Source organism: Pseudonocardia sp. NPDC049635, from assembly GCF_040659795.1.
Taxonomy (GTDB): Bacteria; Actinomycetota; Actinomycetes; order Mycobacteriales; family Pseudonocardiaceae; genus Pseudonocardia.
Window position 1 is genome coordinate 16,624 of record NZ_JBFAON010000008.1, and the last position, 26,030, is coordinate 42,653.

The following is a 26,030-nucleotide window of genomic DNA, read 5'->3' on the forward strand; positions in this document are numbered from 1 at the left end:
GGACGCGACCGCTAGCGGTCGCTGCGTGCCGCGGAGCTCGACCGACCGTCCCGTGCGGCGGGCCCCACCACGACGTCGGCGGCCGCCGCAGCGACCGATCGCAGGCTGTGGTGGTCGAGCACCCAGCGCGACAGGTCCGCCCTCCGTTGGTCGTCGGGGTCCGACGACAGCGCCTCGTCCATCGCCTTCGCGACCGCGGCCGGCTCCCAGTCGACGGCCCAGCCGAGGCCGTGCTCGCGGACCACCGGTCCCAGCGGCCCGACACCCGAGTAGATGACCGGCGCCCCCGCCGACAGGCCGGCCAGGGCCTTCGTGGCGAAGGCGAAGTCGTAGCCGACACCCGGCTTCACCGACGCGAGCGCTGCGTGGGCGACCGAGAACTCCTCGCTGAGCCGGTCAGGTGACTCCGGCGGCCGGATCTCGACGCGCCCGGGGACCAGTTCGTCGGCGAGCCGCTGCAGCGCCGGGACCTCGACCCCCCGGCCGAACATGAGAACCCGCGCGCCCGGGTGGAGGTCGGCGATCTCGGCGAAGGCCCGGACGAACACCTCGGCGCCGTGGATCTCGGACATGGTCCCGGCGTACACCAGTGTCCTGCCGGCCGACGCGGGCAGGCCCGGCCGGTAGGTGAACCGAACGGTGTCGATGCCCATCCCGACGACGTCGATCAGGGACTCCCGCACGCCGATCCCGATCAGGCTCTGCCGGACGCCCTCCGACACCGCGAGCACGCTGCGGGAACCGTTGAGGGCCCACCGTTCGACCGCGGCCAGCAGCCGGACGACGGTCCGGTTGACGCCCACCCCGGCGGCCGCGGCGGACACGACGTCGGCGGCGAAGTAGTGGTAGGGCGTGCGGGTGAGGGCGCACACCACCCGGGTGACCACGCCCGTCGTCGGCGGCGGCTCGACCACCACGACGTCGCTGCGGGTGGCGAGCAGCCGGAAGAACAACGGGACGTCGAACGACAGGTACTGCAGGTAGCCCCGCACGCTGCCGCTGCGGTCGCGCAGGACCCGCCGGCGCCGCACCGTCATCGGACCGTCGTCGCACACGCCCTCCGGCGGTGTGCTCGTCAGAACCGTGACCCGGTGCCCACGTCCGACCAGCTCGTCGGCGAGCGCACCGAGCCGGAACGCCGCGGCTCCGGCTTCCGGCCGGAAGATCCGGGAGGCGATCGTCACCCGGAGGCTCATCGTGCGACCATCGCGCGCTCCTGTGCCGCGCGGGCCTCGTCCAGCGCCCACTCGGCGGTGCGGAGGGTCTCCAACCCTTCCGCCAGGCTCACCGTCCGGTCGCCGACGCCGAGCACCGCGTCCCGGAAGCATTCGTGCTCGGTCCGCAACGGCTCGGGCTTCGGGATGGCGAACCGCACGACGTCGCCCTCGCTGACCCCGCGGAAGTTGGCGACCGAGGCCCACTGGGTGTCGATCACGCCGTTGCCGTGGAAGGTGAGGTCCGCGGCCAGCGTGTCGGCGACGAACGCGCCCTTCTCACCCGTCACCACGGTCACCCGTTCCTTCATCGGGGACAGCCAGTTGACAAGGTGGTTGGTGATCGTGCCGTCGGCCAGCCGGCCGGTCACGGCGATCATGTCCTCGTGCTCGCGCCCGGACCGGGTCGTGGTCTGCGCGCTGATCTGGACGTAGCGGGACTGGGCCAGCCACGCGGTCAGGTCGATGTCGTGGGTGGCCAGGTCCTTGACGACGCCGACGTCGGCGATCCGTGCCGGAAAGGGACCCTGCCGTCGCGTGGCGATCTGGTAGATCTCCCCGAGGTCCCCGTTCGCCATCCGGGAGCGCAGCGACTGCAGCGCCGGGTTGTACCGCTCCACGTGCCCGACGGCGCCGACCAGCCCGCGCGAGGTGAACGCCTCGACGAGCCGCTCCCCCGCCTCGACGGTGTGCGCGATCGGCTTCTCGATGAGCGTGTGCACGCCGGCCTCGGCGAGCGCCAGGCCGACGTCCTCGTGCTGCGCGGTCGGCACGGCACAGACGGCCATCTCGATGCCGGTCGCGATGAGCTGCTCGACGTTCTCCAGCACCGTCAGCGAGCCTGCGACACCGTGCGCGTCACCGAACGGGTCGGCGACGGCGACGAGCTCGACCCCGCTGGTCTCGCGGACCACCCGGACGTGGTGCCGGCCCATCATGCCGAGTCCGATGATCCCCACCCGCAGATCGCTCATCAGGCTCCCGCCCCCGCCAGCGCGTTGACCGCGGTGACGATGCGTTCCCGGTCCTCGTCGTCGAGTGCGGGGTGCACCGGGAGGGAGAGCACCCGGTCCTTCGCCCACTCGGTGTTCGGCAGCTCCTCGTCCCTGGCGAACGCGGGCAGCCGGTGCACCGGTGTCGGGTAGTAGACCCCGGCACCGATCGCGTACTCCTCGCGGAGCGCGGCCGCGAAGCCGTCGCGGTCCTCGGGAATGGTGATCGTGTACTGGTGGTAGACGTGCACGACGCCGTCGCCGACGGTGGGGAGCCCGACCCCCCGCAGGTTCGCGTCGAAGAACTGGGCCGTCGCCCGGCGGGCCTTGGTCCGTTCCGGCAGGGCGGCGAGCTGGACCCGGCCGATCGCCGCGTGGACGTCGGTCATCCGCGCGTTGAAGCCGACGATCTCGTTCGCGTACTGCTTGGCCATGCCCTGGTTGCGTAACAGCCGCACGGTCCTGGCCAGCTCCGCGTCACCGGTGGCGACCATGCCGCCCTCGCCGGAGGTCATGTTCTTGGTCGGGTAGAGGCTGAACGCCCCGAACCGGCCGAAGGTCCCGGCGAGCCTGCCGTGCAGGCTCGCCCCGTGCGCCTGGGCGGCGTCCTCGTAGATGTCCAGGCCGTGCTCGGCCGCGATCCGCTCCAGCTCGCCCATGTCGGCCGGGTGGCCGTAGAGGTGGACCGGCATGATCCCGCGGGTCCGCTCACCGACCAGTGACTCCACGTGCACGGGATCGATGGTGTAGTCCGCGCGCCGGATGTCGGCGAAGACCGGGGTGGCGCCGGTGAGTGCCACCGCGTTCGCGGTCGCGGCGAACGTGAAGGACGGGACGATGACCTCGTCGCCCGGCCCGACGCCCGCGGCCAGTAGGCCCAGGTGCAGCGCGGACGTACCGGAGTTGACCGCCACGGCGGCGCGGCCGTCGAGCAGGTCGCGCCCGAACTCCTGTTCGAACGCGGCGACCTCGGCGCCCTGTGCCAGCATCCCCGAGCGGAGCACGGCGTCGACCGCGCTGCGTTCGGCACTCCCTACCACCGGCTTCGCCGCCGGAATGAATTCAGTGCTCACCCGGTGTCCTTGTTACGAGTACATGTCGGAGCGACAGTAGCTCCACGGCCCCGACCTGCAGCGCGAGACCCGGGCCGACACACATCTCGAACGTCATCGATATCTGCACGTGACAACGTCCTCCAGGTGCGTCTGCGATACGGCCACGAAAAGATGTCCGGTTCGCCGTTCGGAGTCCGGTCCCGCCGTCCCACCGTCCGCGCGGCCGCAGTTGCGTGGTGTCCGCGCGGAGCACGAGCCGGAGCCGGGCCCGCGGGATGCCGGACGGCCCGCGCACCGGGCCGCGCGACGGTCGCTCAGGACCGTCCGGGCAGCCGGGGCAGGGGCAGCCGCGCGACGTCGGCGCGGTTGAGCGCCAGCCAGACGGCCACGAACACCACCGCGACGACCGGATCCAGCCACGGCGCCAGGTCCAGCCGGTCCTGCGCGGCGTACAGCGCCGCCAGCAGGCCGAGCGCGAGCGCCACCCTGGCGTAGAGCCCGCCCCAGCGCTGGCGGCCGGTCCGCCACACCACCGCGACCGGGACCGCCGCGATGACGAGCGTCCCGGCCAGGTAGCCGGCGGCCACCCCGATCCCGCCGAACGACGGCGCCACGACGGACCAGACGGCCGTACCGACCGCCAGCCCGCTCAGGCTCGCCGCCACGTTGATCGCCATGCCGCGCTGTGACCGGGCCGTCATCGCGTTCACCGGGACGACGCCGAGGGTGGTGAACAGCACGGCCACCGAGAGGACCGCGAGGATCGGTGCGGCCGCTGCGAAGGCGTCGCCCCAGACGATCCGGATCAGCAACCGGCTGCAGAGCGCGATCACCCCGAAGAGGGCCACGACGACGACGGCCAGCGACCGATTGGCCTGGTCGGTACGGGCCCGGAACGCCTCCTCGTCGGCCCGGCCCAGCGTCTCGGACAGCGCCGGGAGCAGCACCAGGGACAGCGACACCGCGAGCATCGACGCCGGTGTGGCGAGCGCGACCGCCGCGGCGTACACACCGGCGCCCTCGTCCCCCGAGACGAGGCGGGTCACGATCTGGGAGAGCTGGAGGAACCCGGCGCTCGCGAGCGAGCCCACCGCGCCGAGCGCGACGAAGCCGTCCATCTCCCGGCGCCGCGCGGGCTCCGGTCGTCCCCCGCCGCCGAACGGCCAGCCGGCGACCGCGTAGACGCCGTAGGCCACCGCGAGCGGAAGTACCAGCGCGACACCGCGGACGCCGCTGAGCAGCATGAGCGTGAGCGTGACCAGCCCGAGGCCGACGCAGAGGACGTCCCAGCCGGTGGCCCGCAGGGTCTGTCCGGTGCCGAACTGGACGCCCCGGGTGAAGCTGTAACCGGAGTAGCCGATCGTGAGCAGCGCGACCGCGAGCGCCCCGGTCGGGCTCCCGCCGTCCAGGTACACCCACACCGGGATCGCCGCGGCCGCGAGCACCAGCACCGCGATCAGCGTCCGGCGTCGCAGGTGGGCCGCGACCGCACGGGCCTGGTCGACCGAGCCGGCCCCACGTGCCCTGGCGAGGAACTTCGACGCCGCACTGCCCGTCGAGGTCGGCCAGAGCAGGGCGAGGATCGTCGCCGCCGCGATCGCCGACGCCACGACACCCAGCTCGGCCTGCCCGGCCAGCCGGCCGACCAGCCAGGAGGTGGCGAACCGGAGGACGCCCTGGGCGACCAGCCCGGTCACCGCGAGCGAGCCACCGCGGGTCAGCGAGGTCGGGGTCGGGTCGTCCAGCCGGACCGGGGTGAACATCCGGCCGAGCACCGGACGCAACCCGCTCATCCGCGCTCCACCAGGACCTTCCGGTACAGGTCGGTCACCACGTCCACCGCGTTCGCCACACCGTGCACCGCCCGGGTCCAGCCGCGGACCGCCGCCGGATCGTGCGGATGGGTGCCGTCGAGCACGGAGGCCACCGCGTCGGCGGCCGTCTCCGCCTCCACGGCCAGCACCGGTGGACCGTCGTAGAGCGGCAACGGCACCGGGACGACGACCGGTGCCCCCGCGGCCAGCGCCTCCAGCTCACTCGCGGCGAGGATGCCGGCCGACTGACCGACGACCACCGACGCGCCGGCCAGCAGGGCGAGGTAGCCCGCGTGCCCGGTCCTGGGCACCAGCCGGACGCCGGCCGCGGCCGCCTCAGCGGCACACGGCCCCCAGTCCAGCCCGACCAGCTCGACCCGGCCGCCGAACCGGGCGGTCAGGTCACGGGCGACGGCGAGCTGGGTGGCGACGCCCTTCTCGGGGCTCCAGCGGGAGGCGAACACCACCTGCGGGCGGCCGGCCGGTGCCCACTCCGGCACCGCGTCGACGTCGATCGGGACCGGCAGGTACACCGCGTCCGGCCGGTGCACCAGCACGTGCTCGGCGAGATCGGGCGTCGAGTAGAGCACCGCCTCGGCGCGGAGGAGACCGTCCACGATCGTCGCCCGCCGGGCCGGGTCGTACTGGGCGGTGCGGACGTCGGTGCCGTGGCAGTGCACGACGTAACGGGGTGCCCCGAGCCGCGAGTGCGCCAGGGTCGAGGCCGAGTGCACGTGCACGATGTCGTGCCTGCGTGCGGCCACCGCGAGCCGCGCCACCCATGCCCCGCCGATCACCGCCCGGCGCGTGCGCCCGGTGATCCCCCGCCATTCCCGGGCGGGTGCCGCCTTGTCCATGAAGGTCCAGTCGAGCCCGCGCCGGTGCGCCTCGGTGATCATCCGCTCGGCCGTGAACGCGGCGTCGTTCACGTGCAGCACCGTCGGCGACGACATGCGCGCGATCGTAGAGACCGGCAGGTCCCTAGACTCCGGCGCCATGGTCGACGGTGCGCCCCGGCGGCGGATCCTCTGCATCTCGTTCTCCGACATCACCGCCGACGCGCGCGTGCTGCGCCAGCTCGACGTCCTCGCCGAGCTCGGCGACGTGACCACGATCGGGTACGGCGAACGGCCCGCCGCAGCGGCCGAGCACCTCGCGATCGATCCCTCGCTGCCGTCGCTGCCGCAGACACCGGCCGGGGTGCTGCTGCTCGCCGCCCGCCGGTTCGACCGGGTCGAGTTCGAGGGCCCCGCCGTGCAGGCGGCACTGGGCCTGCTCGCCGGCCGTCGGTTCGACGTCGTCGTCGCGAACGAGGCCCGCGCGATGGCGCTCGCCCACCGGGTCGCGGACGGCGCCCCCGTACTCGCCGACCTGCACGAGTGGGCCCCGGAGGAACGCGCGCACGTGGCCTCGTGGCGGCTGCTCGTCCGGCCGTTCATGTTCCACCAGTGCGCCAAGTACCTGCCGCTGATGTCGGCGGTGACGGTCGTGAACGGTTCGATCGGCGAGCTGTACCGGGAGAGGTTCGGCGTCCGGTGCCGTGTGGTGCGCAACGCCGGACCGCGACGCGATCTCGAACCGCAGCCGCTGGTGGAGGGGCGCATCCGGTTGGTGCACAGCGGCGGCGCGATCCCCGGCCGCAACCTGGAGGCGCTCGTCGAGGCGGTCCGCGGTCTCGGATCGGGGTACAGCCTCGACCTGTACCTCGTGCCGAGCCGCGACGGCGGCCGCTACCTCGGGAAGCTGCGCGAACTGATCGGCGGCGACCCGCGGATCACCCTGCACGACCCGGTCCGTCCGCACGAGCTGGCCTCGACGCTCAACGCCTACGACGTCGGGGTGTTCAGCCTGCCGCCGCTCACCCCGAACCACCGCCTGATGCTGCCGAACAAGATCTTCGACTTCGTCCAGGCACGGCTGGCGGTGGTGTTCAACTCGGCCCCCGAGACCGACCGGCTCATCACCGGTCACGGCTTCGGCGCGATCGCCCCCGACCACACCGCGGCCGCGATGCGCGACACCCTCGCCGCGCTCACCCCCGAGCAGGTCGCCGGGTACAAGCAGGCCGCGCACCGCGCCGCCGAGGTGCTCAACTCCACCGAGGACGCCGCCGCCACCCGGGCCGCCGTCGCCGAGCTGCTCGGGGACGGCGCTCAGCCGGTCTCGCGCAGCGAGCCGCCGTCCTCGGTGTAGACCGCGCCGGACGACGGGCAGTGCCAGGCCCCGTCCTTCTCCACCAGCGGGACGCCCGCCCGGCCGACCCAGCCGACCCGGCGGGCCGGGACGCCGACCATCAGGGCGTGGGCCGGCACGTCCCGGGTCACCACGGCCCCGGCCGCCACCGTCGCCCAGGCCCCGATCGTCACCGGCGCGACGCACACGGCGCGGGCACCGATCGAGGCGCCCTCCCCGACCGTGACCCCGACGGGGTCCCAGTCGGAGGCGCTCTTCCGGCTCCCGTCCGGGTTGACCGCCCGGGGGAACGTGTCGTTGGTGAGCACCACGGCGGGACCGATGAACACCCCGGCGGCGAGCTCGGCAGGCTCGTAGACGAGCGCGTGGTTCTGGATCTTCGAGTTCTCCCCGACCCGCACCCCGATCCCGACGTACGCCCCACGACCGACGATCGAGTTCGCGCCGATCTCGGCGTCCTCGCGGACCTGGGCGAGATGCCACACCGTGACGCCGTCGCCGAGCCGGGCGGAACCGGCGACGTCGGCACCGGGGGCCACGTACGGCTCAGGCACGGCCGATCACCCGGTAGGTCACGCCCGGCCAGCGGTCCGCCGAGCTGATCCGTCTGCCGTCGACGAGCACCCGCACACCCGGCAACCGGTCCGGCCCCAGCTCGGCGTACCCGGCGTGATCGGCCTGGATCACCGCCGCGTCGACCGGTTCGCCCAGGTGGTACGGGTCGAGCCCGAGCGCGGCCAGCTCGTCGTCGGAGTACAGCGGATCGTGGACCAGCGGCACCGCCCCACGGTCGCGGAGCGCGGCGACGGTCGGGAAGACGCCGGAGAACGCCGTCTCCTTCACCCCGCCCCGGTAGGCCGCACCCAGCACGACCACCCGGGCACCGGTCAGGTCCCCGAAGGCGCCCTCCAGCAGCCCGACGGTGTAGGCGGGCATCGACGCGTTCGCCTCGCGCGCGGCACGCACGACCGTCGCGTCCGGGTCGTTCCAGAGGTACAGCCGCGGGTACACCGGGATGCAGTGCCCGCCGACCGCGATGCCCGGCTGGTGGATGTGGCTGTAGGGCTGCGAGTTCGCCGCCTCGATGACGCGCTGCACGTCGATGCCGGCCGACCCGGCGAACCGGGCGAACTGGTTGGCGAGTCCGATGTTCACGTCCCGGTAGGTCGTCTCGGCGAGTTTCGCCAGCTCGGCGGCCTCCGTCGACCCCAGGTCCCAGACCCCGTTGGGCCGGGGCAGATCGGTGCGCTCGTCGAAGTCCAGGACGGCGGCGTAGAACTCCGCGGCACGGCGGGCGCCGGCCTCGGACAGGCCGCCGACCAGCTTCGGATACTTCCGCAGGTCCGCGAACACCCGCCCGGTGAGCACCCGCTCCGGCGAGAAGACGACATGGAAGTCGACGCCCTCGGCCAGGCCCGAGCCCTTCTCCAGCATCGGCTTCCACCGGTCACGGGTGGTCCCCACCGGGAGCGTCGTCTCGTAGGACACGAGCGTGCCGGGGCTCAGGTGCGCCGCCAGCTCCTCGGTCGCCGCGTCCAGCGCACCGAAGTCCGGCCGGGCCTGTTCGTCGACGAACAGCGGCACGACGAGCACGACCGCGTCGGCGTCCGGGACGGCCTCGGCGTGGTCGGTCGTGGCGCGCAACGCCCCGGCGGGGACCAGCTCGGCGAGCGCATCGCCGAGGCCCGCCTCCCCCGGGAACGGCTCGACGCCGTCGTTGACCGACCGCACGACGTCGGGCGCGATGTCGACGCCGACGACGGTGTGGCCCTTCGAGGCGAACTGGGCGGCCAGCGGGAGGCCGATCTTTCCCAGTCCGATGACTGCGATCTGCACGGGACAGGTCCTCCGGAAGCGGTGCGGACGTCGGCGGGAAGCCTACGGTCGGGGTCGGTCCGGGCCGCCGACGGTGTGGCATCGCCGCGCCGGCCACGGGCGGGGCTACGGTGTCGCGTTCGAGCGAGAGGCGCCCCGACGCCGGAGTAGGAGGAACCGATCGACCGCCTGATCCTGCTCGCTGCCGTCGTGACGGCCCTGCTCCCCGGTGCTGCGCTGGTGTTCGCCCTCCGGCTGCGCTCGCCGCTGCTGTCGGTCTCCGTGGTCCCGACCGCGTCGATCGGTCTGCTGCTTCTCGTCGCCATGGTCCTCGCCCCGCTCGGTCTGCCGTTCTCCCCCGGCACCGTGGCGCCGGTCGTCGTGCTGCTGTTGGCGGTGGGCCTGGTACGGCGGCTGCGCGACCGGCCCACCCGGTTCCCGGCCCTCCGGCGCCCGATCGCCCCGATCGCCGTGGGTCTGCTCGGCGTGCTGGCCGGTGGCGTGCTCGCCGTCCGCACCTGGCTGCGCGGGTTCGGCGGGCTCGACCGGATCCCGCAGGAACACGACATGATCACCCACCTGTTCCTGGTCAGCTACATCGACCGCACCGGGGAGGCAGCGCCCTGGCTGATCCGGCCGATCGATGTGCTCACCCGCGAACCGGTGCGCTTCTACCCCGGGGGCGGGCACCTCACGCCGGCGCTGCTGTCCGGGCTCGGCACGGGGCCGGTCGTCGCGATCAACGCCATGACCGTGGTCTACCTCGCGGTGTGCTGGATCGTGTCGGCAGCCGTGCTGACCGTGGTGGCCGCCCGCCGGGCCGGCGTCGGTGCCGGCACCGCCTGGCTCGCCGCGGGGACGGCAGCGGTGATCGCCGCCGCGCTCTACCGGCCCGGTGTCCAGCTCATGCACGACGGCGGCATCTACTCCGGCGCGGTGGCACTCGCGCTCGCTCCGGGGCTGATCGCGGCGATGCTCCTCGTCGCCGACCGCCCCGGTGTGCCGGTCGCGGTCGCGTGCGGGGCCGGCGCCGGGGGGATCCTGGCGGTCCACCCGAGCGCGGCGGCCACCGTCGCCGTCAGTGTGGCCGTGTGGCTGCTGGGTGACCTGGCCGGGCGCGACGGAGGGCAGCGGATCCGCCGGGCGCTGCCCGTGCTGCTCGGGAGCGGCGTCGTCGCAGGCCTTCTCGCGTTCCCCCTGGTGCTGCAGGGCGGGGAGTCGGCGGGATCGGTCGGGACCTTCCCCCGATCACAGGTCGGCGCCCCGTTGGGCGACGCGATCGGCAGCGCGGTCGGCCTGGTGTACGGCGGCTATTTCGATCCCGCTCGGGCCATCGGCCTGGCCGGTCTGACCGTGCTGTACCTGTACGGCGTGCTCGTGGTGGTGCGGACAGGCGGTGGACTCGGCGTCGTCGCAGCCTGGGCGACCTGGGTCGTCGTCACCGTGTCGGCGATGTTCGCGCCGGCCCAGGGCCCGCTGCGCCTGCTGACCGGGCTGTTCTACAACGACCCGCCGAGGATCTGGTCACACGTCGCGATCTTCGTTCCGGCCCTGGCGGCACTCGGCGTGGTCCTGACCGTGACCGGCGCCGTGCGATGGGCCCGGCGCCGGGTGCACCGGCCCCTCCCGGCACCACTGCGGCCCGGACCGGTCGCCTCGGGGCTGGTCCTGGCGGTGCTGGCCGTCCTGCTCGCCGTACCCGTCGGGCGGGCCGCCGCGACGAACACCGAGGCGGTCAGCGCTCGGTACGCGACCCCGGAGTTCGTCCGTGTCGGTCCGGACGATCTCGCCGCAGTCCGGTTCCTCGACGGCAGGGTCGCACCCGGCGAACGGGTACTGAACTCCGCGAACGACGGCTCGATCTTCCTCTACGTCGACGCCGGGATCCCGATCGTCAACACGACGACGCTCGGCACCGGGGCCGCGCCGCACACCTACGAGCTGATGCGGGCCTTCAAGGACTACCCCGACGACCCGCAGATCCGGCGGATGCTGCGCGACCTGAACGTGGGTTGGGTCTACGTCGACACCGACGCCCCCGGTATCGGGGCGGGGGGCGCCCCCGAGTCCTGGACGGAGTCCTCGACTAGGTTCACCACCGCACCCGGCCTCACCGACCTCGACCAGGAAGAACTGCCCGGCCTCACCCCGGCCTTCCGCAGCGGCACGGTCACCGTGTACCGGCTGGACCTCGAAGCCATCGACCCGCCCGCCTGACGGGGCGGCCCGGAGGAAACATGCGCGCGCTCGTGACCGGCGGAGCCGGCTTCATCGGTTCCACCCTGGTCGACGCACTGGTCGCCCGCGGTGACGAGGTGCTCGTCGTCGACGACCTGTCGTCCGGCAATCGGGAGAACGTCCCGGCCGGCGTCGAGCTCGCCGAGCTCGACATCCGCGAGGCCGACGCCCTGGCCGCGCTGGCCGGCCGGTTCCGCCCGGAGGCGGTGTACCACCTGGCCGCCCAGATCGACGTCCGCACCTCGATGGCCGATCCGCTGCACGACGCCTCGGTGAACGTGCTCGGGACCCTCTCGGTGCTGCAGGCCGCACTGGGCTCCGGTGCGCGCGCGGTCGTGGTGTGCTCCACCGGCGGCGCGATCTACGGCGACGGTGCCCCCCTCCCGACCACCGAGAACGAGCCGGCCGACCCGGAGTCGCCGTACGGGCTCAGCAAGCTGGCCGCGGAGCGCTACACCCGGTTCTTCGTGCGGGCGCACGGTCTGCCGGCGCTGGTGCTGCGCTTCGCCAACGTCTACGGGCCGCGTCAGCACCCGGCGGGCGGTGCGGGGGTCGTGTCACTGTTCTGCGACCGGGCGCGGAACGGCGGCCGGCCGACGGTGTTCGGTGACGGCGGGCAGACCCGTGACTTCCTGTTCGTCGGCGACGTCGCCCGTGCGGCGCTCGCCGCCGCCGACCGGCTCTCGGCCGGGGAGCTCGCCGGCGAGGTGTTCAACGTCGGCACCGGCACCGAGTCGACGATCACCGAGCTGGCCGCGACGATCGGCCGGGTGGCCGGCCTCGACCCGGACGCGTTCGCGCCCGAGTTCGAGCCGGCCCGGCCCGGCGAGCTGCGGCGCAGCTGTCTGGACCCGACCCGCGGCCTCACCGCGCTGGGGCTGCCGGATCCGACCCCCCTGGCCGACGGCCTGGCCGCGACCTGGGCCTGGCACCTCTCGCGCGGCTGAGCCGCCGGGCGGATCAGCCGTAGACGGCCAGCGTCAGCATCCCGAGCCAGGCCACCGCGAGCACCTGGAGCACCCGGTCGGCGAGCGCGATCTCCTCCGGCTCGCCGCCGCTGCCCCGGTCGACGTCCACCGAGTACCGCAGCACCGCGATCACGAACGGCACGATCGACAGCACCGACCACACCGTGTCGTGCAGCTCGCGGATCTCGAACGCCCACAGGCTGTACGTGGTGATCATGACCGTGGCCGACAGCGTCCAGATGTAGCGCAGGTAGGACGCCGAGTAGTTCTCCAGCGACTTGCGGATCTTCGCGCCGGTGCGCTCCGCGAGCGCCATCTCGGCATAGCGCTTCCCGGCCACCATGAACAGCGACCCGAACCCGGCGACCAGCAGGAACCACTGGGAGAGCGGGATCGCGGTCGCGACACCACCGGCGATCGCGCGCAGCAGGAACCCGGACGCGACGATGCAGATGTCGATCACCGGCTGGTGCTTGAGCCACAGGCAGTACGACAGCTGGACGGCGACGTACACCGCGAGCACCACGATCAGCTGCCAGGTGACCAGCACCGCCAGCCCGATCGACACCACGAACAACACGCCCGCCGCCACGTAGGCCAGCGGCAACGGCACGATGCCGGCCGCGATCGGACGGCGACGCTTGGTCGGGTGTGCCCGGTCGGCCTCGACGTCCAGCGCGTCGTTCACCAGGTAGACGCCCGACGAGGCCAGGGAGAACGCGACGAACGCGACCAGGCAGTCGATCAGCACCGACGTGTCGAACAGGCCCCCGCCGACGAACGGCGCCGCGAGCACCAGGACGTTCTTCACCCACTGCCGCGGGCGCATCGTCCTGACCAGCCCGCGGGCGACCATCGCCGGGGTCCGCTCGGACGGGTCCAGCGGGACGTGCGGCCGGGTGCCGCCGGCCGCGTCGGCCGCGTGACCCTCGGGCGCTCCCGCGTCGTCCGGGGCGTCCGGCTCGACCGGGGTGGTCGGGTCGGCCGCTTCGGCGACGGCCGCCACCGAGTCGCCCGGGACGTCCGCCGGCGTGTCCGACACCGTGCCATCAGGGGTGTCCGACACGGTGCCTGCCGGGGCCTTCGGGTCGATCGGGTTCTCCCGGTCGTCGTTGCTGCTCTCGACGCGTGCTCGGTCGGTACTGGTCATGCGCTCACCCTCCGGAGGTGGGGTTGCGACGTGCGGCGCTGCGCCGGATGACGGATCGCGCGCCCGTGGCCACGGCCGCGCCGAGCACGGTGCCGGTGGCGACGTCGGTCGGGTAGTGCACGCCGAGGACCAGGCGGGAGAGGGCCATGAGTCCGACGGTCGCCGTCGCACCGAGGCGCGAGCGGCGACCGAGCAGGCCGCCGTACAGCACGGCGGCCGCGGTGGTGGACGTGGCGTGCGAGGACGGGAAGCTCAGCCGGCTCGGGGTGCCGACCAGCACCCGGACCGACGGGTGGTCCGGGCGGCGGCGACGGACGACGCGCTTGACACCGATCGAGGCGCCGTGGGCGAACGCGACGGCGACCGCCGAGCCGAGCCACTCGCGCCGGCGCGGGCGGTCGAGCACGGCTCCGGCGACACCGACGGCGAGCCAGCCCGCGGCGTGCTCACCGAACAGTGACATCCCCCGCGCGACGCGGACGGACGCCCCGTTCGCGAGGGCGTTCTGCACGCCCGCGAGCACGGCGACCTCCCCGCGCGCGGGTTCGGCCGGGCGACCGGCCGCATCGGTCGTCGGGTGTGGACCGGAGCGGTCCAGGGTGTCTGCCACGGGGTGGGGCCCTCCTGGCGTGCCGCTGGCACCCGGCTCGACCCGGGCTATGACAGCGGGTGATGGTACGCCCGGGCGGCCCGGCGACCGGCCCCGGGGCGGGCCCTCGCAGGCGGTGATGATGGCCCGGTGAACACGTGGCCACCAACGCGTGACCCGTCGGGGTGCGCGCTGCAACCACGGCCCCGCCCATGCGCGGTGCACCCGGCGACAGTGCTCGATCGTGGGTCGCCCGGGCCGGCGCCCGCTGGTCGCGGACCGGCCGGGAGACCGCTCAGAACCAGCGTTCCAGCACCTCGGCGATGCCGTCCCGCGAGTTCGGGGCGGTCACCTCGTCGGCCAGCCCCACCAGGTCCGGATGCGCGTTGCCCATCGCGACGCCGACACCGGCCCAGCGCAGCATCTCCCGGTCGTTGGGCATGTCCCCGAACGCGATCGTCTCCGCCGCGGTGACCCCGAGTCGGGCCGCCACGTCGGCCAGCCCGGTCGCCTTCGTGACACCCGGCGCGGACGCCTCCAGCAGACCCGAGGAGTGCGAGAACGTCAGGTCGGCGCGCTCGCCGACCTCCGGTGCCAGGGTCTCCAGCATCTGCTCGCTGCTCAGCTCGGGGGCCCGGATCAGCAGCTTCGTCACCGGCTGCGCGACGAGCTCGTCCCGGCTGACCGGGCCGCCGTCGTGCTCGCCCCAGGCGTGCACGTAACCGGGGCCGGTGAGGAACTCGTCGACGGTGCCGAGTGCGAGCCGTCCGGTGGTCGCGTCACCGACGCGCTCGACGCCCAGCCCGCACCCGGGGAACAGCTTCCCGGCCAGCGCGGCGAGCTCGCGCAGCGCCTCCGGCGCCAGGGTCCGGGAGCCGAGCACGACGTCGTCGACGGCGTCGTAGAGCACGGCACCGTTCGCGCAGACGCACAGCCGGACCAATCCGGCCGGCAGCTTCGCGACCACCGGCGGGATCCAGCGCGGCGGGCGCCCGGTGACGAGCACGAAACCGGTCCCCGCCCCGACCAGCCGGGAGATGACGGCGGCGGTACGCGGGGAAACTGTGTCGCGGTCGTCGAGCAGGGTGCCGTCGACGTCGGTCGCGACCAGCCGGGGCGGGTTGTCGGCGATCACGGGTCGAGCGTACGGAACTCCCGAGCTCCGCCGAGCCGCTGTACGCGCCGGGAGTCGTTACCCTCGGCTGGTGCGCGTACTGGTTGTCGCGGCCCCGCTGGCGGGGCACCTGGCGCCGCTGCTGCCGTTCGCACACGCACTCTGGGACTCCGGGCACGAGGTGCTCGTCGCCTCCGGCGGTGAGGCGACCCCGGCGGGTGGCGCGGGTGCGCTGCCGTTCATCGACGTGGCCCGGAACCTGCGGATCGGCAGGCTCGCCGCGCGTTCGCTCCTCGCGCACCCGCTCGCCGCCCGTGCCGAGCTGACCGGGCGCGGCGGAGACGCGGGCGTCCGATCCCTGTTCGGGCCGCTCAACGAGGAGCTCACCGACGCCGTCGTGACGGTCGCCGAGCAGTGGCGCCCCGACGTCGTGCTGCACGAACCACTGGCCGCGGCCGGCGCCCTCGCCGCGGCCCGGCACGACGTGCCCGCGGTGCTGCACGAGAGCGGCCTGTTCGACGGTGTCGCGGCGGCCCGGGTCCTGCTCGAGTCCCACCCGCTGCAGCGGGCCCGTGCCCGGCACGGGGTGCGCGGCGTGCCGGGCCCCGCGATGGTCCTGACGATCACCCCGCAGAGCCTGGCCGGGGCCCGCGACGCACTCGCCGTGCGGCCCGGCCGGGCCGGTGCGGGCGACCCGTTGCCGGGCTGGTTGAAGACGCCGTCGGTGCGGCCCCGGGTGCTGGTGCTGCGCGGCGGGGGGCCGATGCGGGGGGACCTGCAGGCGTCCGCGCTGCGGGTCGTGGCCGGTGCCGATGACCTGGACTGCGAGCTCGTGCTGGCCCGCCCGCCGGGCCGGCTGGTCCGGCGGGCCGGGCCGGGGGTGCGCTCGGTCGGCCGGGTCGCGCACTCGGAGCTGCTGCCGGCGTGTGCGGCGGTGCTGCACGGCGGGAGCTCCGGGCACGTCCTCGCCGCGCTGGCGGCCGGTGTCCCGCAGCTCGCACTGCCGGGTCCGGGCGACCGCAGGTACAACGCGGAGCTGGTCGACGCCCGCGGGGCCGGGATCGGCGGTGCGGTCACCGAGGAGGCGCTGCGCCGTCTGGTGCACGACGGCGAGATCGCCGCGGCCGCCCGGGAGGTGCGCAGCGAGATCGCGGCGATGCCGTCCCCGCAGGCCCGGGTCGACATCGTCGCCGCGCTCGCCTGAACGCCCCACCGGCGCCGGGCGGCAATGCCCGTCACACGCACCGCGGCGCGGAACGGTCGTCGGCCCCCTCGACGAGCCCGGTGTCGTCCTCGCCGGGCGGTGCTCAGCCCTGGACGTCCTAGGCGGGGTCCCGGTCGCGGGCGGCCTCCGGTCCGGGCGCGCCGGACGCCGGGAACTGTGCCACCACCGCGGTGTCGACACCGATGTCCCCGATCCCCATGGAGCCGCCCGGGTTCCCGAGGGGCCGGTCCCGACCGGGGAGCGGTTCCCGGAAGAAGTCGGCCGAGTCCGAGACGAACACCCGCCGCTCCTCGGTGTCGGCCTTCGACTCCGGGTAGACGGCGTCGACCGGGCACACCGACAGGCACGCCGAGCAGTCGATGCACTCGTCGGGGTTGATGTAGTTCTTCCGCAGGCCGGTGTAGATGCAGTCGACCGGGCACACGTCCATGCAGGACCGGTCCAGTACGTCGATGCACTCCACGCCGATGACGAACGCCATGCTGTTCTCCTCGTTCCCGTCACGCCTGCTCGTCGGTGGAGTGGCCGGGGAACAGCGTCCGGGCCGGGTCGAGCTCGACCGCCGCGTTCCCGACCGCCGTCGCGACCTCGCCGAACCCCACCGACATCAGGCGGACCTTCCCCTCGTGGTCGGCCAGGTCCCCCGCGGCGTAGACGCGCGGGACCGTGGTGCGCATGCGCTGGTCCACCAGCACCGCCCGGCCGCGCAGCTCCAGACCCCACTCGGCCAGCGGGCCCAGGTCGCTGACGAACCCCAGCGCGGCGATCACCGTGTCCACCTCGGTGACCCGGTCGGGCTCGCCCCGCGTCCGCAAGGTGACCGTGCGGAGCCGGTCGTCGCCCTCCAGCGCCACGATCTCGGTGCCGGTGAGCACCTCGACACCGGTGCCGGCGAGCGCGGTCACGTTCGCCGCGTGTGCCCGGAACCGGTCGCGGCGATGCACCAGCACGACGCTGTGCGCGACCGGGGCCAGCGCGTGCGCCCAGTCGACCGCGGAGTCACCACCGCCTGCGATCACGATCCGCTCGCCGCGGTGGCCCGCCGGATCGGGCACGAAGTACCGCAGGCCCCTGCCCTCCCACTCCTGCCCGCCGGGGAGCGGTCGCGGCGTGAAGGTGCCGATCCCCGCCGTGAGCACGACCGCCCCGGCCTCGATCTCGGTCCCGTCGCAGAGCCCGACGACCGGTGTGCCGTCGGCGGCCCGGTCCAACCGCAGCACGCGGCACCCGAGCAGCAGCTCCGGGCCGTAGGTCGACGCCTGCTCCAACAGGGCGGAGACCAGGCCGCGGCCGCGCTCCCGGGGGATGCCGGCCACGTCCCGGACCTCCTTCTCCGGGTAGAGGGCGGAGATCTGCCCGCCCGGCTCGGCCAGTGCGTCGACGACCACGGTCCGCAGGCCCCGGAACCCGGCGCAGTACGCGCCGTACAGTCCGACGGGGCCGGCACCGACGATCACCACGTCGGTCCGGATTCGAGGCTCCCGTTGCACGCTGTTCACCCCCTTGCCGGTCGCGGTCGCCGTCACAGACGGACCGGTCGCTTCTCCCAGCCCCGGGCCACGATGTTGGTGACCCGCCGGACCGGCGCCTCGCTCCCGGGCGCGATACCGGGGAACCGTTGAAGGAGCTTCTCCAGGACGACCCGGCCCTCGAGGCGTGCGAGCGGTGCGCCGACGCAGAAGTGGATCCCGTGGCTGAACGCCAGATGCCGGTTGTCGGCCCGGTCGATGTCGACCGTGGACGGATCGTCGAACGCCCGCGGGTCACGGTTGGCCGCGGCGATCAGGTGGTAGACGGGCGAGCCCCCGGCGATCTCGGTGCCGGCCAGCTCGGTGTCCCGGCTCGCCTTGCGGAAGTCCAGGTGGAAGGGCGGGTCGAAGCGCAGGAACTCCTCGACGGCGGCCGGGATCGCGCCCGGGTCCTCGATCAGCCGCCGCAGCAGCTCGGGCCGGTCCAGCAGGATGGTGATCCCGTTGCCGAGCAGGTTCGTCGTCGTCTCGTTGCCGGCACCGAGCAGCACGGCGGTCTGGGCGAGCGCCATCGTGCGGTCCAGCGGTTCACCGTCGCGGGTGGGGGTGTTGACCACCGTCGACGCCAGGTCGTCGCGCGGGTTCGCCCGGCGGTCCTCGGCGACCTCGGCGAGGTAGTCGAACAGTTCCATGCTGGACTCGATGGCCCGGTTGCGTGCCTCGCCCTGCACCGCGGGGTCGGTGGCCAGGGTGAGCGCGTCCGACCAGCTCCGGAACAGCGGGTGGTCCTCCTTGGGGACACCGAGGATCGTGGCGATGACCGACACCGGGACGGTCGCGGCGAGACGCTCCATGAAGTCGACCTCGTCACCGGGGGTGAAGTCCGCGAGCAGCTCGTCGGTGATCGCCTCCACCGCGGGGCGCCACGCGGCGACCGCCTGCGGGGTGAACGCGCTGCGGAACACCGACCGGACCGCGGTGTGCTCGGGCGGGTCCAGGAAGAACAGGAACTTCGACTGGATCTCGGCGAACCGTCGCTGCCGCGGATCGTCGGGATCGTGCGCCCCCGCCCCGGTGGCCGCCGCCATGTCGTTCGAGTACGTCTCGTGGTCCGAGGCGCTCGCCCGGACGTCCGCCGCCCGGGTCGCGATCCAACCGCCGAGCGTGCTCGATCGGTGCAGGCCGTTACCGAGCTCGCGCAGCTGTTCGTAGAGCGGGAACGGGTCCTGCACCCCGCCCATGACGATGGCGTCGATGATCTCGTCCGGGTCGGTGGACACGATGGGAACCATGTGATTCACCCCTGGTGGTGGTAGGGACGGCCGGGGGGGACGGGGCCGCTGGTGGCGGCCGGCTCGCCCCCCGGGCCGAGGTCGCCGGCGCCACGCTGACAGGCCGGTCCGGGGCCGGGCACCGTGAGATCCGAGGGGTCGGTACGTAGATCGGGGCGGTCGGGGGCGGCGCGCGTCGTTTACATCGCCGACACGACTTGTCGGGGTGGATCTGTGATGGCGTTCACTAGGATCGCCACATGCCCCCACCGGCCTCGTCCCCCAGCACGGGCAGGTTGCCGGTCGGCGTGACCCGGTTCGTGGGCCGGCGCCGCGAGCTCGCCGACGCCCGCCGGCTCCTGACCTCGACCAGCCTCGTGACGCTGACCGGGGTCGGCGGGGTCGGGAAGACCCGCATGGCGGTGAAGCTCGCCGCCGATTCCGAGCGGACGTTCCAGCACGGTGTCTGCTTCGTGCCGCTCGCCGAGCTCCGCGACCCCGGGCTCCTCGGCCATGCGGTCGCCGAGGCCCTGGGTTTGCGGGAGGGATCGGGTGAGTGGCACGTCGAGACGTTGACCTCGTACCTGGCCGAGAAGCGCCTGCTGCTGGTCCTCGACAACTGCGAGCACCAGCTGGACGCCTGTGCCGAGCTGGTCGACCAGTTGCTCTCGGCGTGCCCGCGGCTGCAGGTGCTGGCCACCAGCCGGGAGCCACTGATGCTGGCGGGCGAGAGCATCCTGGTCATACCGCCGATGTCGACGCCCGGGCCGGAGTGTCGGCAGCTCTCCGCACTCCCCCAGTACGACGCCGTCAACCTCTTCCTCGACCGGGCCGCGTCGGCGCTCCCCAGCTTCACGCTCACCCAGGAGAACCACCTCGCCGTCGCGGGCCTGTGCCACGCGCTCGACGGTCTTCCGCTCGCCCTGGAACTCGCCGCCGTCCGGCTCCGCGCCCTGTCCCCCGAGCAGATACTCGACCGCCTGACGTCCCGGTACAGCCTGCTCACCACGGGCAGCCGGAACGCACCGGCGCGCCAGCAGACCTTGCGTGCCCTCATCGCGTGGAGCTACGACCTCTGCTCACCGGACGAGCAGCTGCTGTGGGCGCGGCTGTCGGTCTTCTCCGGCGGTATCGAGCTGGACGCCGCCGAGGGAGTGTGCTCGGACGAGCGGCTCCCCCGGGAGTCCATCCTCGACCTGCTCGCCTCCCTGGTCGACAAGTCGATCCTGATCCGCGAGGATCACGGGGCACAGGTCCGATACCGGCTGCTCGAGACGATCCGGCAGTTCGGCGCGGAGAAGCTCAGCGAGGCGGGCGAGTGGCGAACGCAGCGGCTCCGGCACCGGGACTTCTACGCCGGCCTGATCGAAGGGATCTTCACCGACTGGATCGGCCCCGGCCAGGTGGAACGCTTCGCGCGGCTGCGCCGTGACCACGCGAACATCCGGGCGGCGCTGGAGCTGTGCGTGTCGGTGCCGTCCGAGTCCGGTACCGGGCTGCACATGGCCGCCACGCTCTACTACTACTGGATCACCCGTGGACTGCTCGGTGAGGGCAGGCACTGGCTGGGGCAGCTCCTGCGGGCGGGGGACCCGCTCCGCCCCGGCCGGGTCCGCCCGTTGTGCGTGGCAGCGAGCCTGGCCGTGCTGCAGGAGGGCGCCACCGGTGGATCGGAGCTGCTCGACGAGGCGGAGCGCATCGCGCAGCACTCCGGGGACACCGCCGATCTCGCGCTCGTCACCCAGGGCCGCGCCCTGGCCGCGATCTTCGCCGACGACCTGCCCCGCGCGATCACCCTGTTCGACGAGTCGTTACGGCAGCTGGAGCACAGCACCGACCGGGGCAGCGAGTGCTCCACCCTAATCCTGCTCGGCTTGGCGAGAGTGCTCGCCGGGGAGTTCGCGGGCTCGGCCGAGGCACATCGCCGCTGCCGGGAACTGACCCGCCCGCACGGTGAGTCGTGGGCGTGGTCGTACGCGTTGTGGGTCGCCGGGTTGCAGGCGTGGCGGCAGGGCGACCACGATCTCGCCGAACGGAGTGTCGAGGCGAGCCTGGAGATGAAGGAGACCTTCGACGACCGGCTCGGGATCGCCGAGTGCCTCGAGGCGCTCGCCTGCGTGGCCGCCTCGGGGCGAGCCCACGAACGGGCTGCCACACTGCTCGGGGCCGCGGACTCGATCTGGCAGGCCATCGGGTTCTCGCTGGCGAACTTCCCCGGCCTGCGGCGGTACCACGACCAGTGCGTCCGGTCGGCCCGCCGGATCGGGGAACGTCCGTTCACCGCCGCGTTCCGGCGGGGCACGCAGATGACCCTCGCCGAGGCCGTGCGGTTCGCACTCGGCCGCCGCGAACCCGCCGGCGGGGCGGACGCGGCCGGGCCGCAGCCGGCGGAGCCGATCGCCGCCCTGACCCCGCGGGAGGCCCAGATCGCCGAGCTCGTCAGTGAGGGCATGACCAACCGGGAGATCGCCGAGCGGCTCGGCGTGTCCCGCCGGACGGTGGAGGCGCACGTCGAGCACGCCCTGGCCAAACTGGGTTTCACCTCGCGCACCCAGATCGTCGCCTGGGTGGTCGGCCGCCGGCAGAGCCCGCAGGCGGTCGGTGGCACCTGAGGCCGGACGGGCGTGGCGCCGTGCGATCCGAACCCGCGTCGGCGGTGTCCCGGTCCGGTGGGCGGGTAGCCCCGTCGCATGACCGATCACCGTGCGACCGTGACCGCGCTGCTCGACCGCGCCGGGACCACGTACGCGAGCGAGGCGGGCATCCGGCTCCGGGACACCCCGGCCCCGCTGTACCGGGTGTTCGTCCTGGGCACGCTGCTGGCGACGCCGGTGCAGTCGGCACTGGCGGTGGCCGCCACCCGCGAACTCGTCGCCGCCGGTCTCGGTACCCCGCGGCGGATGCGCGACACCACCTGGCAGCACCGGGTGGACGTCCTGAACCGCGCGCACTACCGGCGGGTCGACGAGCAGATGGCGACCGCGCTCGGCGAGGCCGCCGGGCAGCTGGTCGACGACCACGCGGGGGACCTGCGCAGGCTGCGCGAGCGCGCCGGGCGGGACCCGCAACGGATCCGGACCCTGCTCACCGGGTTCCCGCGGATCGGCCCGACCGGTGCCTCGATCATCGCCCGCGAGCTCCAGGCGGTGTGGCCGGAGCTGCGGCCCGCGCTCGACGGCAAGGCCCTCGACGGCGCCCGCCGACTCGGGCTCCCCACCGACCCGGACGAGCTCGCCGCCCTCACCCCGCAGGGACGACACGCCGAGTTCGCCGCCGCCCTCACCCGGGCCGGCCTGGACCGCGGGCTCGCCGAGGACGTCGGCGCGCGGTGACCGGTCAGAAGACGGCGACCGCCACGATCAGACCGAGCGCCACGTGGGCCGCGGCGACCACCTTGGCCGCCGCCCGCGGCTCCTCGGACTGGATGATCTCGCCGATGTCGATGCCGGTCACCCACTCCAGCAGCCGGACGGCACCGACCTGGGCGATGATCCCGATCAGGCCGAACACCAGCGACGAGATCACGCCCTGCAGCAGCGAGCCGTAGGACGAGTAGATCGCCAGCACGATGATGAACGCCATCGAGATCATCCCGGCGGCGGTGATCGTGACCGCGTTCGGCAGCCCGGCCCGCACCATCTGCGGGAGCTTGCCCGGGGTCGTGAGGTCGATCGCCCAGAAACCGATGAGCATCATCAGGGTGCCGATGACGGCGTAGAGCAGGATCGCGCCGATGCCACGGCCGAGGAAACCCCAGTAGGTGGCGTCGAGCGCCTGGGCGAGGATCACGGTGGTACCTCCGGAGGGAGCGGGGAGCGGTCAGGACTGGGGGATGCGGTGCGGCACGAACGCCGCGCCGTCGTCGGTGATCAGGCCGGCGGTCTCCCGGATGCCCAGCCCGGCCGCGGTGTCGCCGACCAGCCAGGCCCCCAGCACCGGGCGGTAGCCGTCGAAGTCGGGGAGCGGATCGAACATCTGGTAGACGTAGCCCTCGTCGCCGTAGACGCCACCGGTGGCCGTCTCGTAGCCGGGCGCGACGATCGCGATGTTCGCGCCCTCGCGGCCGAGCAACGGTTTGCGCACGTACTCGGTGAGGATGCCGGGGTTGCCCAGTGAGGCGGGGAGCAGGTTCGGGTGCCCGGGGTACATCTCCCAGAGCACCGCGAGCAGCGCCTTGTTCGACAGCAGCGACTTCCACAACGGTTCCAGCCAGAGGGTCTCCGGCAGGCTGCGGGTGACGTGCTTGCCGAACTCGTCGGACAGCACCCACTCCCAGGGGTAGAGCTTGAACACGCCGGACATCGGGGCCTCCTCGAGGTCCACGAACCGGTCCAGCGCGGAGTCCCAGCCGATGTCCTCGATCGACAGACCCACGGTGTCGAGGCCGGCCTCGGCGGCGGTCTCCTGCAGGTAGCCGACGGTGATGTGGTCCTCGCCGGTCGACTCCGCCCCGGACCAGGTGAAGTGCACCTCCGCCGAGGGCAGCCCGGACTTGATCTCCGCCCAGCGCTCGACCAGCTTCTCGTGCAGCGAGTTCCACTGGTCGTCGCCCGCGTGCACGTCCTGCAGCCAGTACCACTGCAGGATCGACGCCTCGAGCAGCGAGGTCGGGGTGTCGGCGTTGTACTCGAGCAGCTTCGCCGGGCCCGAACCGTCGTAACGCAGGTCGAACCGGCCGTACACGTGCGGATCGGACCGCCGCCACGAGTCGGCGACCGCCTGCCAGCTCCACTCGGGCAGCGCGAAGTCGGCGAACCGCTCGGTGGTCACCACGTGGTCGACCGCGGACAGGCACATCGAGTGCAACACCTCGACGTCGGCCTCCAGCGAGAGGATCTCGTCCATCTCGAAGCTGTAGTGCACCGACTCGTCCCAGTACGGGCGCTCACCACCGGAACCGTCCCGGCCCGGGGTGCCGAACGCCAGACCCTGCTCGGCGACGATCTTCTCCCAGCCGGGGCGCGGGGTGCCGCGTTCGCGTCGCACGCCTCAGCTCCCGCTGGAGGTGGAGGAGCCGCCCGAGGACGTCGAGGAGCCACCGACGCCCAGCCCGCCCCGGGAGATCGTCCCGCTGCGGGTGGTGGACCCGATGGTGGAGCCGTTGGTCCCGCTGCGCACGGTGGTGCCGCTCGGCGGCGGGGTCACGTTCCCGCCGGTCGCGACCTGCCCCACGTTGCCGGTGCCACCGTAGGTGTAGTGGTACTGCCGGCCGCCGCCACCGAGGAAGATCGGCACGAAGGCGAACCCGCCGCCGCCGGTGGCGACCTGACCCTGGCTCGCCGTGGCCTGCTCGCAGACCTCGTCCGGCACGATGACGCCCTGCTCGTCGGTGCAGTGCGCCTCGACCGTCTCGGAGCCCCCACCGGAGGCGGCGTACACGGCGGCGATCAGCGCGACCACGCCGATCGTCGCACCGGCGCCGATCAGCACTCGCTTCGTGGTCTTCGACCGGGCCTCGCGGCGGCGCACCTCCTCGCGGTCGGCGCGCAGCTTCTGCTCGCGGGCCCGCTTCTCCGCGAGGGTGGGCTCCCGCGGCGTGGTGCTGCCGTCCTGGTGCCGGATCCGGCCCCGAGGGCCGTCACCGGTCGCGCCCGGGTCCGTGGGTGGCGGGGACGCGCCGGATCCCGGCCGTTCCTGCCCGTCCGAGTGCCGTCCGTCGGTCATCGCTGTTCACCCATCGCCGCATCCCCCCGCACGCACCCTAACGTCCGCCTCGCCCGGCGGTGCGGAGACCAAGCGATCCGGTGGACCCCGGGGCGGACGCCGAGCTACACCTCGCCGCGGCGACCGGCGGTCTCCGGATGGACCCGGGTGAGCTGGAGCCCGGCGGACCCGACCGACACCGCAACCGTCGACCGCGTCCGGCCGCACCTGTTCGTCCAGGCCGGCCGGGTCGAGTCGTGGCAGACGCCGGCCGTCGGGCACTGCACGCCGGTGGACACCCAGCACTCGACAGGGAGGCTCGACCCGGACGGCAGGTGCTGCGGGGGTGCGCTCACCCGAAGAACCGCTGCACACGCTCAGCCGAACCCTGTTCCGGCTCATGCGGACAGGGTGTCGAGAAAGCGGCGGAACTCGCCGGAGTCGAGCCGCTCGAGCCAGATCTGTCGGGCGAACTCCAGATCGGCGTCTGCGTGCGTGACGATCCGGTCGACGATCGGCCTCAGCAACTGTCGCTTGCTGCGGCCGAACGCGCGACGATCGGCCCCGGCGAGAGCCTCTGCGGTCTCGATCGCGGTACGGAGCAGATCGGCCGGAGACCGGCGATCGTGCAGCACCCCCGCCCACGGAGCGTCGTCAAGGGTGCCGACGCGGCCGCCGTAGACGGCGGCGGTGGTCGCACTCCTCATGGTGTGGCGCACCGCCTCGAATGCTGCGACCGGGAAGGGGACCCCGAGGGCGAGCTCCGGCAGTCCGAACGGGGCCGCGGTGTCCACCGCGACGAGGCGGTCGGCGCAACAGGCCAGGACACAACCCCCGCCGACCGCCGCGCCGTTGAGCGCCGCGACCACCGGGACCTCGAGCGTGAGGACGTCGGAGAAGACCCGGTCGAGTGAGGGGAGGAAGCGGGCGACGTAGTCCGCACCGCCGCGCACGATGGCCGCGAGATCGACCCCTGCGCTGAACACCGAGCCACTTCCGGTCAGCACGACGGCCCGGACCGGTTCCGCCGCCCCGGGTTCGGCACGCTCGCGGACCGTCCGGCAGGCGGTGCTGATCGCCTGGCACATCTCCAGATCCATGGCGTGCACAGGAGGGCGATCGAGCCGGAGCACGACGATCCCCTCGCCGATCTCGTCCCACTGCACCGAGGCGCCCACCGGTTTTCGTGCGGTCACGTTCGTCCGCCTTCCGTGGTCTCGTGTCGTTGGAGCCTGGTCGGTGGTCCTTCCAGGCCGATGGCGAATAGGCCGGTAGGCCCG

General features: G+C 73.5%; 23 protein-coding genes. 6 read left to right on the plus strand and 17 right to left on the minus strand.

Annotated features, from left to right (window positions below; all coding sequences use genetic code 11):
- Window positions 1-11 precede the first annotated feature (11 nt).
- The 5 genes from AB0J24_RS12160 to AB0J24_RS12180 all read right to left on the minus strand — a co-directional run bounded on the left by AB0J24_RS12160 (window position 12) and on the right by AB0J24_RS12180 (window position 6,028).
- A complete protein-coding gene (locus AB0J24_RS12160; protein ID WP_358679482.1) occupies window positions 12-1,196 on the minus strand; it encodes a glycosyltransferase in 1,185 nt (394 codons plus the stop codon).
- Window positions 1,193-2,188 carry a Gfo/Idh/MocA family oxidoreductase gene (locus AB0J24_RS12165; protein WP_358679485.1) on the minus strand — a complete coding sequence of 332 codons (996 nt, stop codon included), beginning with the start codon at window positions 2,186-2,188 and terminating at the stop codon, window positions 1,193-1,195. The genes AB0J24_RS12160 and AB0J24_RS12165 overlap by 4 nt, the downstream gene beginning before the upstream one ends.
- Window positions 2,188-3,279: a DegT/DnrJ/EryC1/StrS family aminotransferase gene (locus AB0J24_RS12170; RefSeq protein ID WP_358679488.1), complete on the minus strand. Its 1,092-nt coding sequence runs from the start codon at window positions 3,277-3,279 to the stop codon at window positions 2,188-2,190. The genes AB0J24_RS12165 and AB0J24_RS12170 overlap by 1 nt, the downstream gene beginning before the upstream one ends.
- 296 nt (window positions 3,280-3,575) lie before the next feature.
- Window positions 3,576-5,054 carry a lipid II flippase MurJ gene (locus tag AB0J24_RS12175; protein ID WP_358679490.1) on the minus strand — a complete coding sequence of 493 codons (1,479 nt, stop codon included), beginning with the start codon at window positions 5,052-5,054 and terminating at the stop codon, window positions 3,576-3,578.
- Window positions 5,051-6,028, minus strand: coding sequence for a hypothetical protein (locus AB0J24_RS12180; RefSeq protein ID WP_358679493.1), 978 nt, complete (start codon window positions 6,026-6,028; stop codon window positions 5,051-5,053). The genes AB0J24_RS12175 and AB0J24_RS12180 overlap by 4 nt, the downstream gene beginning before the upstream one ends.
- Window positions 6,029-6,071: 43 nt before the next feature.
- On the opposite strand from AB0J24_RS12180, the gene AB0J24_RS12185 reads away from it, so the two are divergent.
- On the plus strand, window positions 6,072-7,268 hold the full coding sequence (locus AB0J24_RS12185) for a hypothetical protein (protein ID WP_358679496.1): 1,197 nt from the start codon (window positions 6,072-6,074) through the stop codon (window positions 7,266-7,268).
- On the opposite strand, the gene AB0J24_RS12190 is transcribed toward AB0J24_RS12185, so the two are convergent.
- The gene (locus AB0J24_RS12190; protein ID WP_358679499.1) at window positions 7,229-7,822 is read right to left on the minus strand and encodes a DapH/DapD/GlmU-related protein; all 594 of its coding nucleotides are present in this window, start codon (window positions 7,820-7,822) and stop codon (window positions 7,229-7,231) included. The genes AB0J24_RS12185 and AB0J24_RS12190 overlap by 40 nt on opposite strands.
- Window positions 7,815-9,104 (minus strand): nucleotide sugar dehydrogenase, encoded by a 1,290-nt coding sequence (locus AB0J24_RS12195; RefSeq protein ID WP_358679502.1) that lies wholly within the window; start codon window positions 9,102-9,104, stop codon window positions 7,815-7,817. The genes AB0J24_RS12190 and AB0J24_RS12195 overlap by 8 nt, the downstream gene beginning before the upstream one ends.
- 189 nt (window positions 9,105-9,293) lie before the next feature.
- Here AB0J24_RS12195 and AB0J24_RS12200 point away from each other — a divergent pair, with 189 nt between their 5' ends.
- Window positions 9,294-11,300, plus strand: a complete 2,007-nt coding sequence (locus tag AB0J24_RS12200; RefSeq protein ID WP_358679505.1) for a DUF6541 family protein — start codon at window positions 9,294-9,296, stop codon at window positions 11,298-11,300.
- A 20-nt stretch (window positions 11,301-11,320) separates the two neighbouring features.
- Window positions 11,321-12,268 carry an NAD-dependent epimerase/dehydratase family protein gene (locus AB0J24_RS12205; protein ID WP_358679508.1) on the plus strand — a complete coding sequence of 316 codons (948 nt, stop codon included), beginning with the start codon at window positions 11,321-11,323 and terminating at the stop codon, window positions 12,266-12,268.
- Window positions 12,269-12,281: 13 nt separating this feature from the next.
- On the opposite strand, the gene AB0J24_RS12210 is transcribed toward AB0J24_RS12205, so the two are convergent.
- The 3 genes from AB0J24_RS12210 to AB0J24_RS12220 form a co-directional block, all read right to left on the minus strand.
- A complete protein-coding gene (locus tag AB0J24_RS12210; RefSeq protein ID WP_358679510.1) occupies window positions 12,282-13,439 on the minus strand; it encodes a decaprenyl-phosphate phosphoribosyltransferase in 1,158 nt (385 codons plus the stop codon).
- A 4-nt stretch (window positions 13,440-13,443) separates the two neighbouring features.
- Window positions 13,444-13,962 (minus strand): phosphatase PAP2 family protein, encoded by a 519-nt coding sequence (locus AB0J24_RS12215; RefSeq protein WP_358680012.1) that lies wholly within the window; start codon window positions 13,960-13,962, stop codon window positions 13,444-13,446.
- A 361-nt stretch (window positions 13,963-14,323) separates the two neighbouring features.
- Window positions 14,324-15,163, minus strand: a complete 840-nt coding sequence (locus AB0J24_RS12220) for an HAD family hydrolase (RefSeq protein ID WP_358679512.1) — start codon at window positions 15,161-15,163, stop codon at window positions 14,324-14,326.
- Between the two features lie 70 nt (window positions 15,164-15,233).
- On the opposite strand from AB0J24_RS12220, the gene AB0J24_RS12225 reads away from it, so the two are divergent.
- Window positions 15,234-16,346: a nucleotide disphospho-sugar-binding domain-containing protein gene (locus AB0J24_RS12225; protein WP_358679514.1), complete on the plus strand. Its 1,113-nt coding sequence runs from the start codon at window positions 15,234-15,236 to the stop codon at window positions 16,344-16,346.
- A gap of 118 nt (window positions 16,347-16,464) precedes the next feature.
- Here the strand turns inward: AB0J24_RS12225 and AB0J24_RS12230 are convergent, their stop codons facing one another.
- From AB0J24_RS12230 to AB0J24_RS12240, 3 genes are read right to left on the minus strand one after another with little or no spacing between them, the layout of a single operon-like run.
- Window positions 16,465-16,848, minus strand: a complete 384-nt coding sequence (locus tag AB0J24_RS12230; protein ID WP_358679516.1) for a ferredoxin family protein — start codon at window positions 16,846-16,848, stop codon at window positions 16,465-16,467.
- Window positions 16,849-16,867: 19 nt separating this feature from the next.
- A complete protein-coding gene (locus tag AB0J24_RS12235) occupies window positions 16,868-17,857 on the minus strand; it encodes an NAD(P)/FAD-dependent oxidoreductase (protein WP_358679519.1) in 990 nt (329 codons plus the stop codon).
- Window positions 17,858-17,889: 32 nt separating this feature from the next.
- Window positions 17,890-19,128, minus strand: coding sequence for a cytochrome P450 (locus AB0J24_RS12240; protein ID WP_358679522.1), 1,239 nt, complete (start codon window positions 19,126-19,128; stop codon window positions 17,890-17,892).
- 239 nt (window positions 19,129-19,367) lie between these two features.
- Here AB0J24_RS12240 and AB0J24_RS12245 point away from each other — a divergent pair, with 239 nt between their 5' ends.
- Together AB0J24_RS12245 and AB0J24_RS12250 are read left to right on the plus strand one after the other, a co-directional pair.
- Window positions 19,368-21,719, plus strand: coding sequence for a LuxR C-terminal-related transcriptional regulator (locus tag AB0J24_RS12245; protein WP_358679525.1), 2,352 nt, complete (start codon window positions 19,368-19,370; stop codon window positions 21,717-21,719).
- Window positions 21,720-21,797: 78 nt separating this feature from the next.
- Window positions 21,798-22,439 (plus strand): endonuclease, encoded by a 642-nt coding sequence (locus tag AB0J24_RS12250; RefSeq protein ID WP_358679528.1) that lies wholly within the window; start codon window positions 21,798-21,800, stop codon window positions 22,437-22,439.
- Between the two features lie 4 nt (window positions 22,440-22,443).
- On the opposite strand, the gene AB0J24_RS12255 is transcribed toward AB0J24_RS12250, so the two are convergent.
- The 4 genes from AB0J24_RS12255 to AB0J24_RS12270 all read right to left on the minus strand — a co-directional run bounded on the left by AB0J24_RS12255 (window position 22,444) and on the right by AB0J24_RS12270 (window position 25,946).
- A complete protein-coding gene (locus tag AB0J24_RS12255) occupies window positions 22,444-22,896 on the minus strand; it encodes a DUF350 domain-containing protein (RefSeq protein WP_358679530.1) in 453 nt (150 codons plus the stop codon).
- A 30-nt stretch (window positions 22,897-22,926) separates the two neighbouring features.
- The gene (locus AB0J24_RS12260; protein ID WP_358679533.1) at window positions 22,927-24,093 is read right to left on the minus strand and encodes a glutathionylspermidine synthase family protein; all 1,167 of its coding nucleotides are present in this window, start codon (window positions 24,091-24,093) and stop codon (window positions 22,927-22,929) included.
- A 3-nt stretch (window positions 24,094-24,096) separates the two neighbouring features.
- A complete protein-coding gene (locus tag AB0J24_RS12265) occupies window positions 24,097-24,771 on the minus strand; it encodes a hypothetical protein (RefSeq protein WP_358679535.1) in 675 nt (224 codons plus the stop codon).
- 377 nt (window positions 24,772-25,148) lie between these two features.
- Window positions 25,149-25,946 (minus strand): enoyl-CoA hydratase/isomerase family protein, encoded by a 798-nt coding sequence (locus AB0J24_RS12270; RefSeq protein ID WP_358679537.1) that lies wholly within the window; start codon window positions 25,944-25,946, stop codon window positions 25,149-25,151.
- Window positions 25,947-26,030 lie beyond the last annotated feature (84 nt).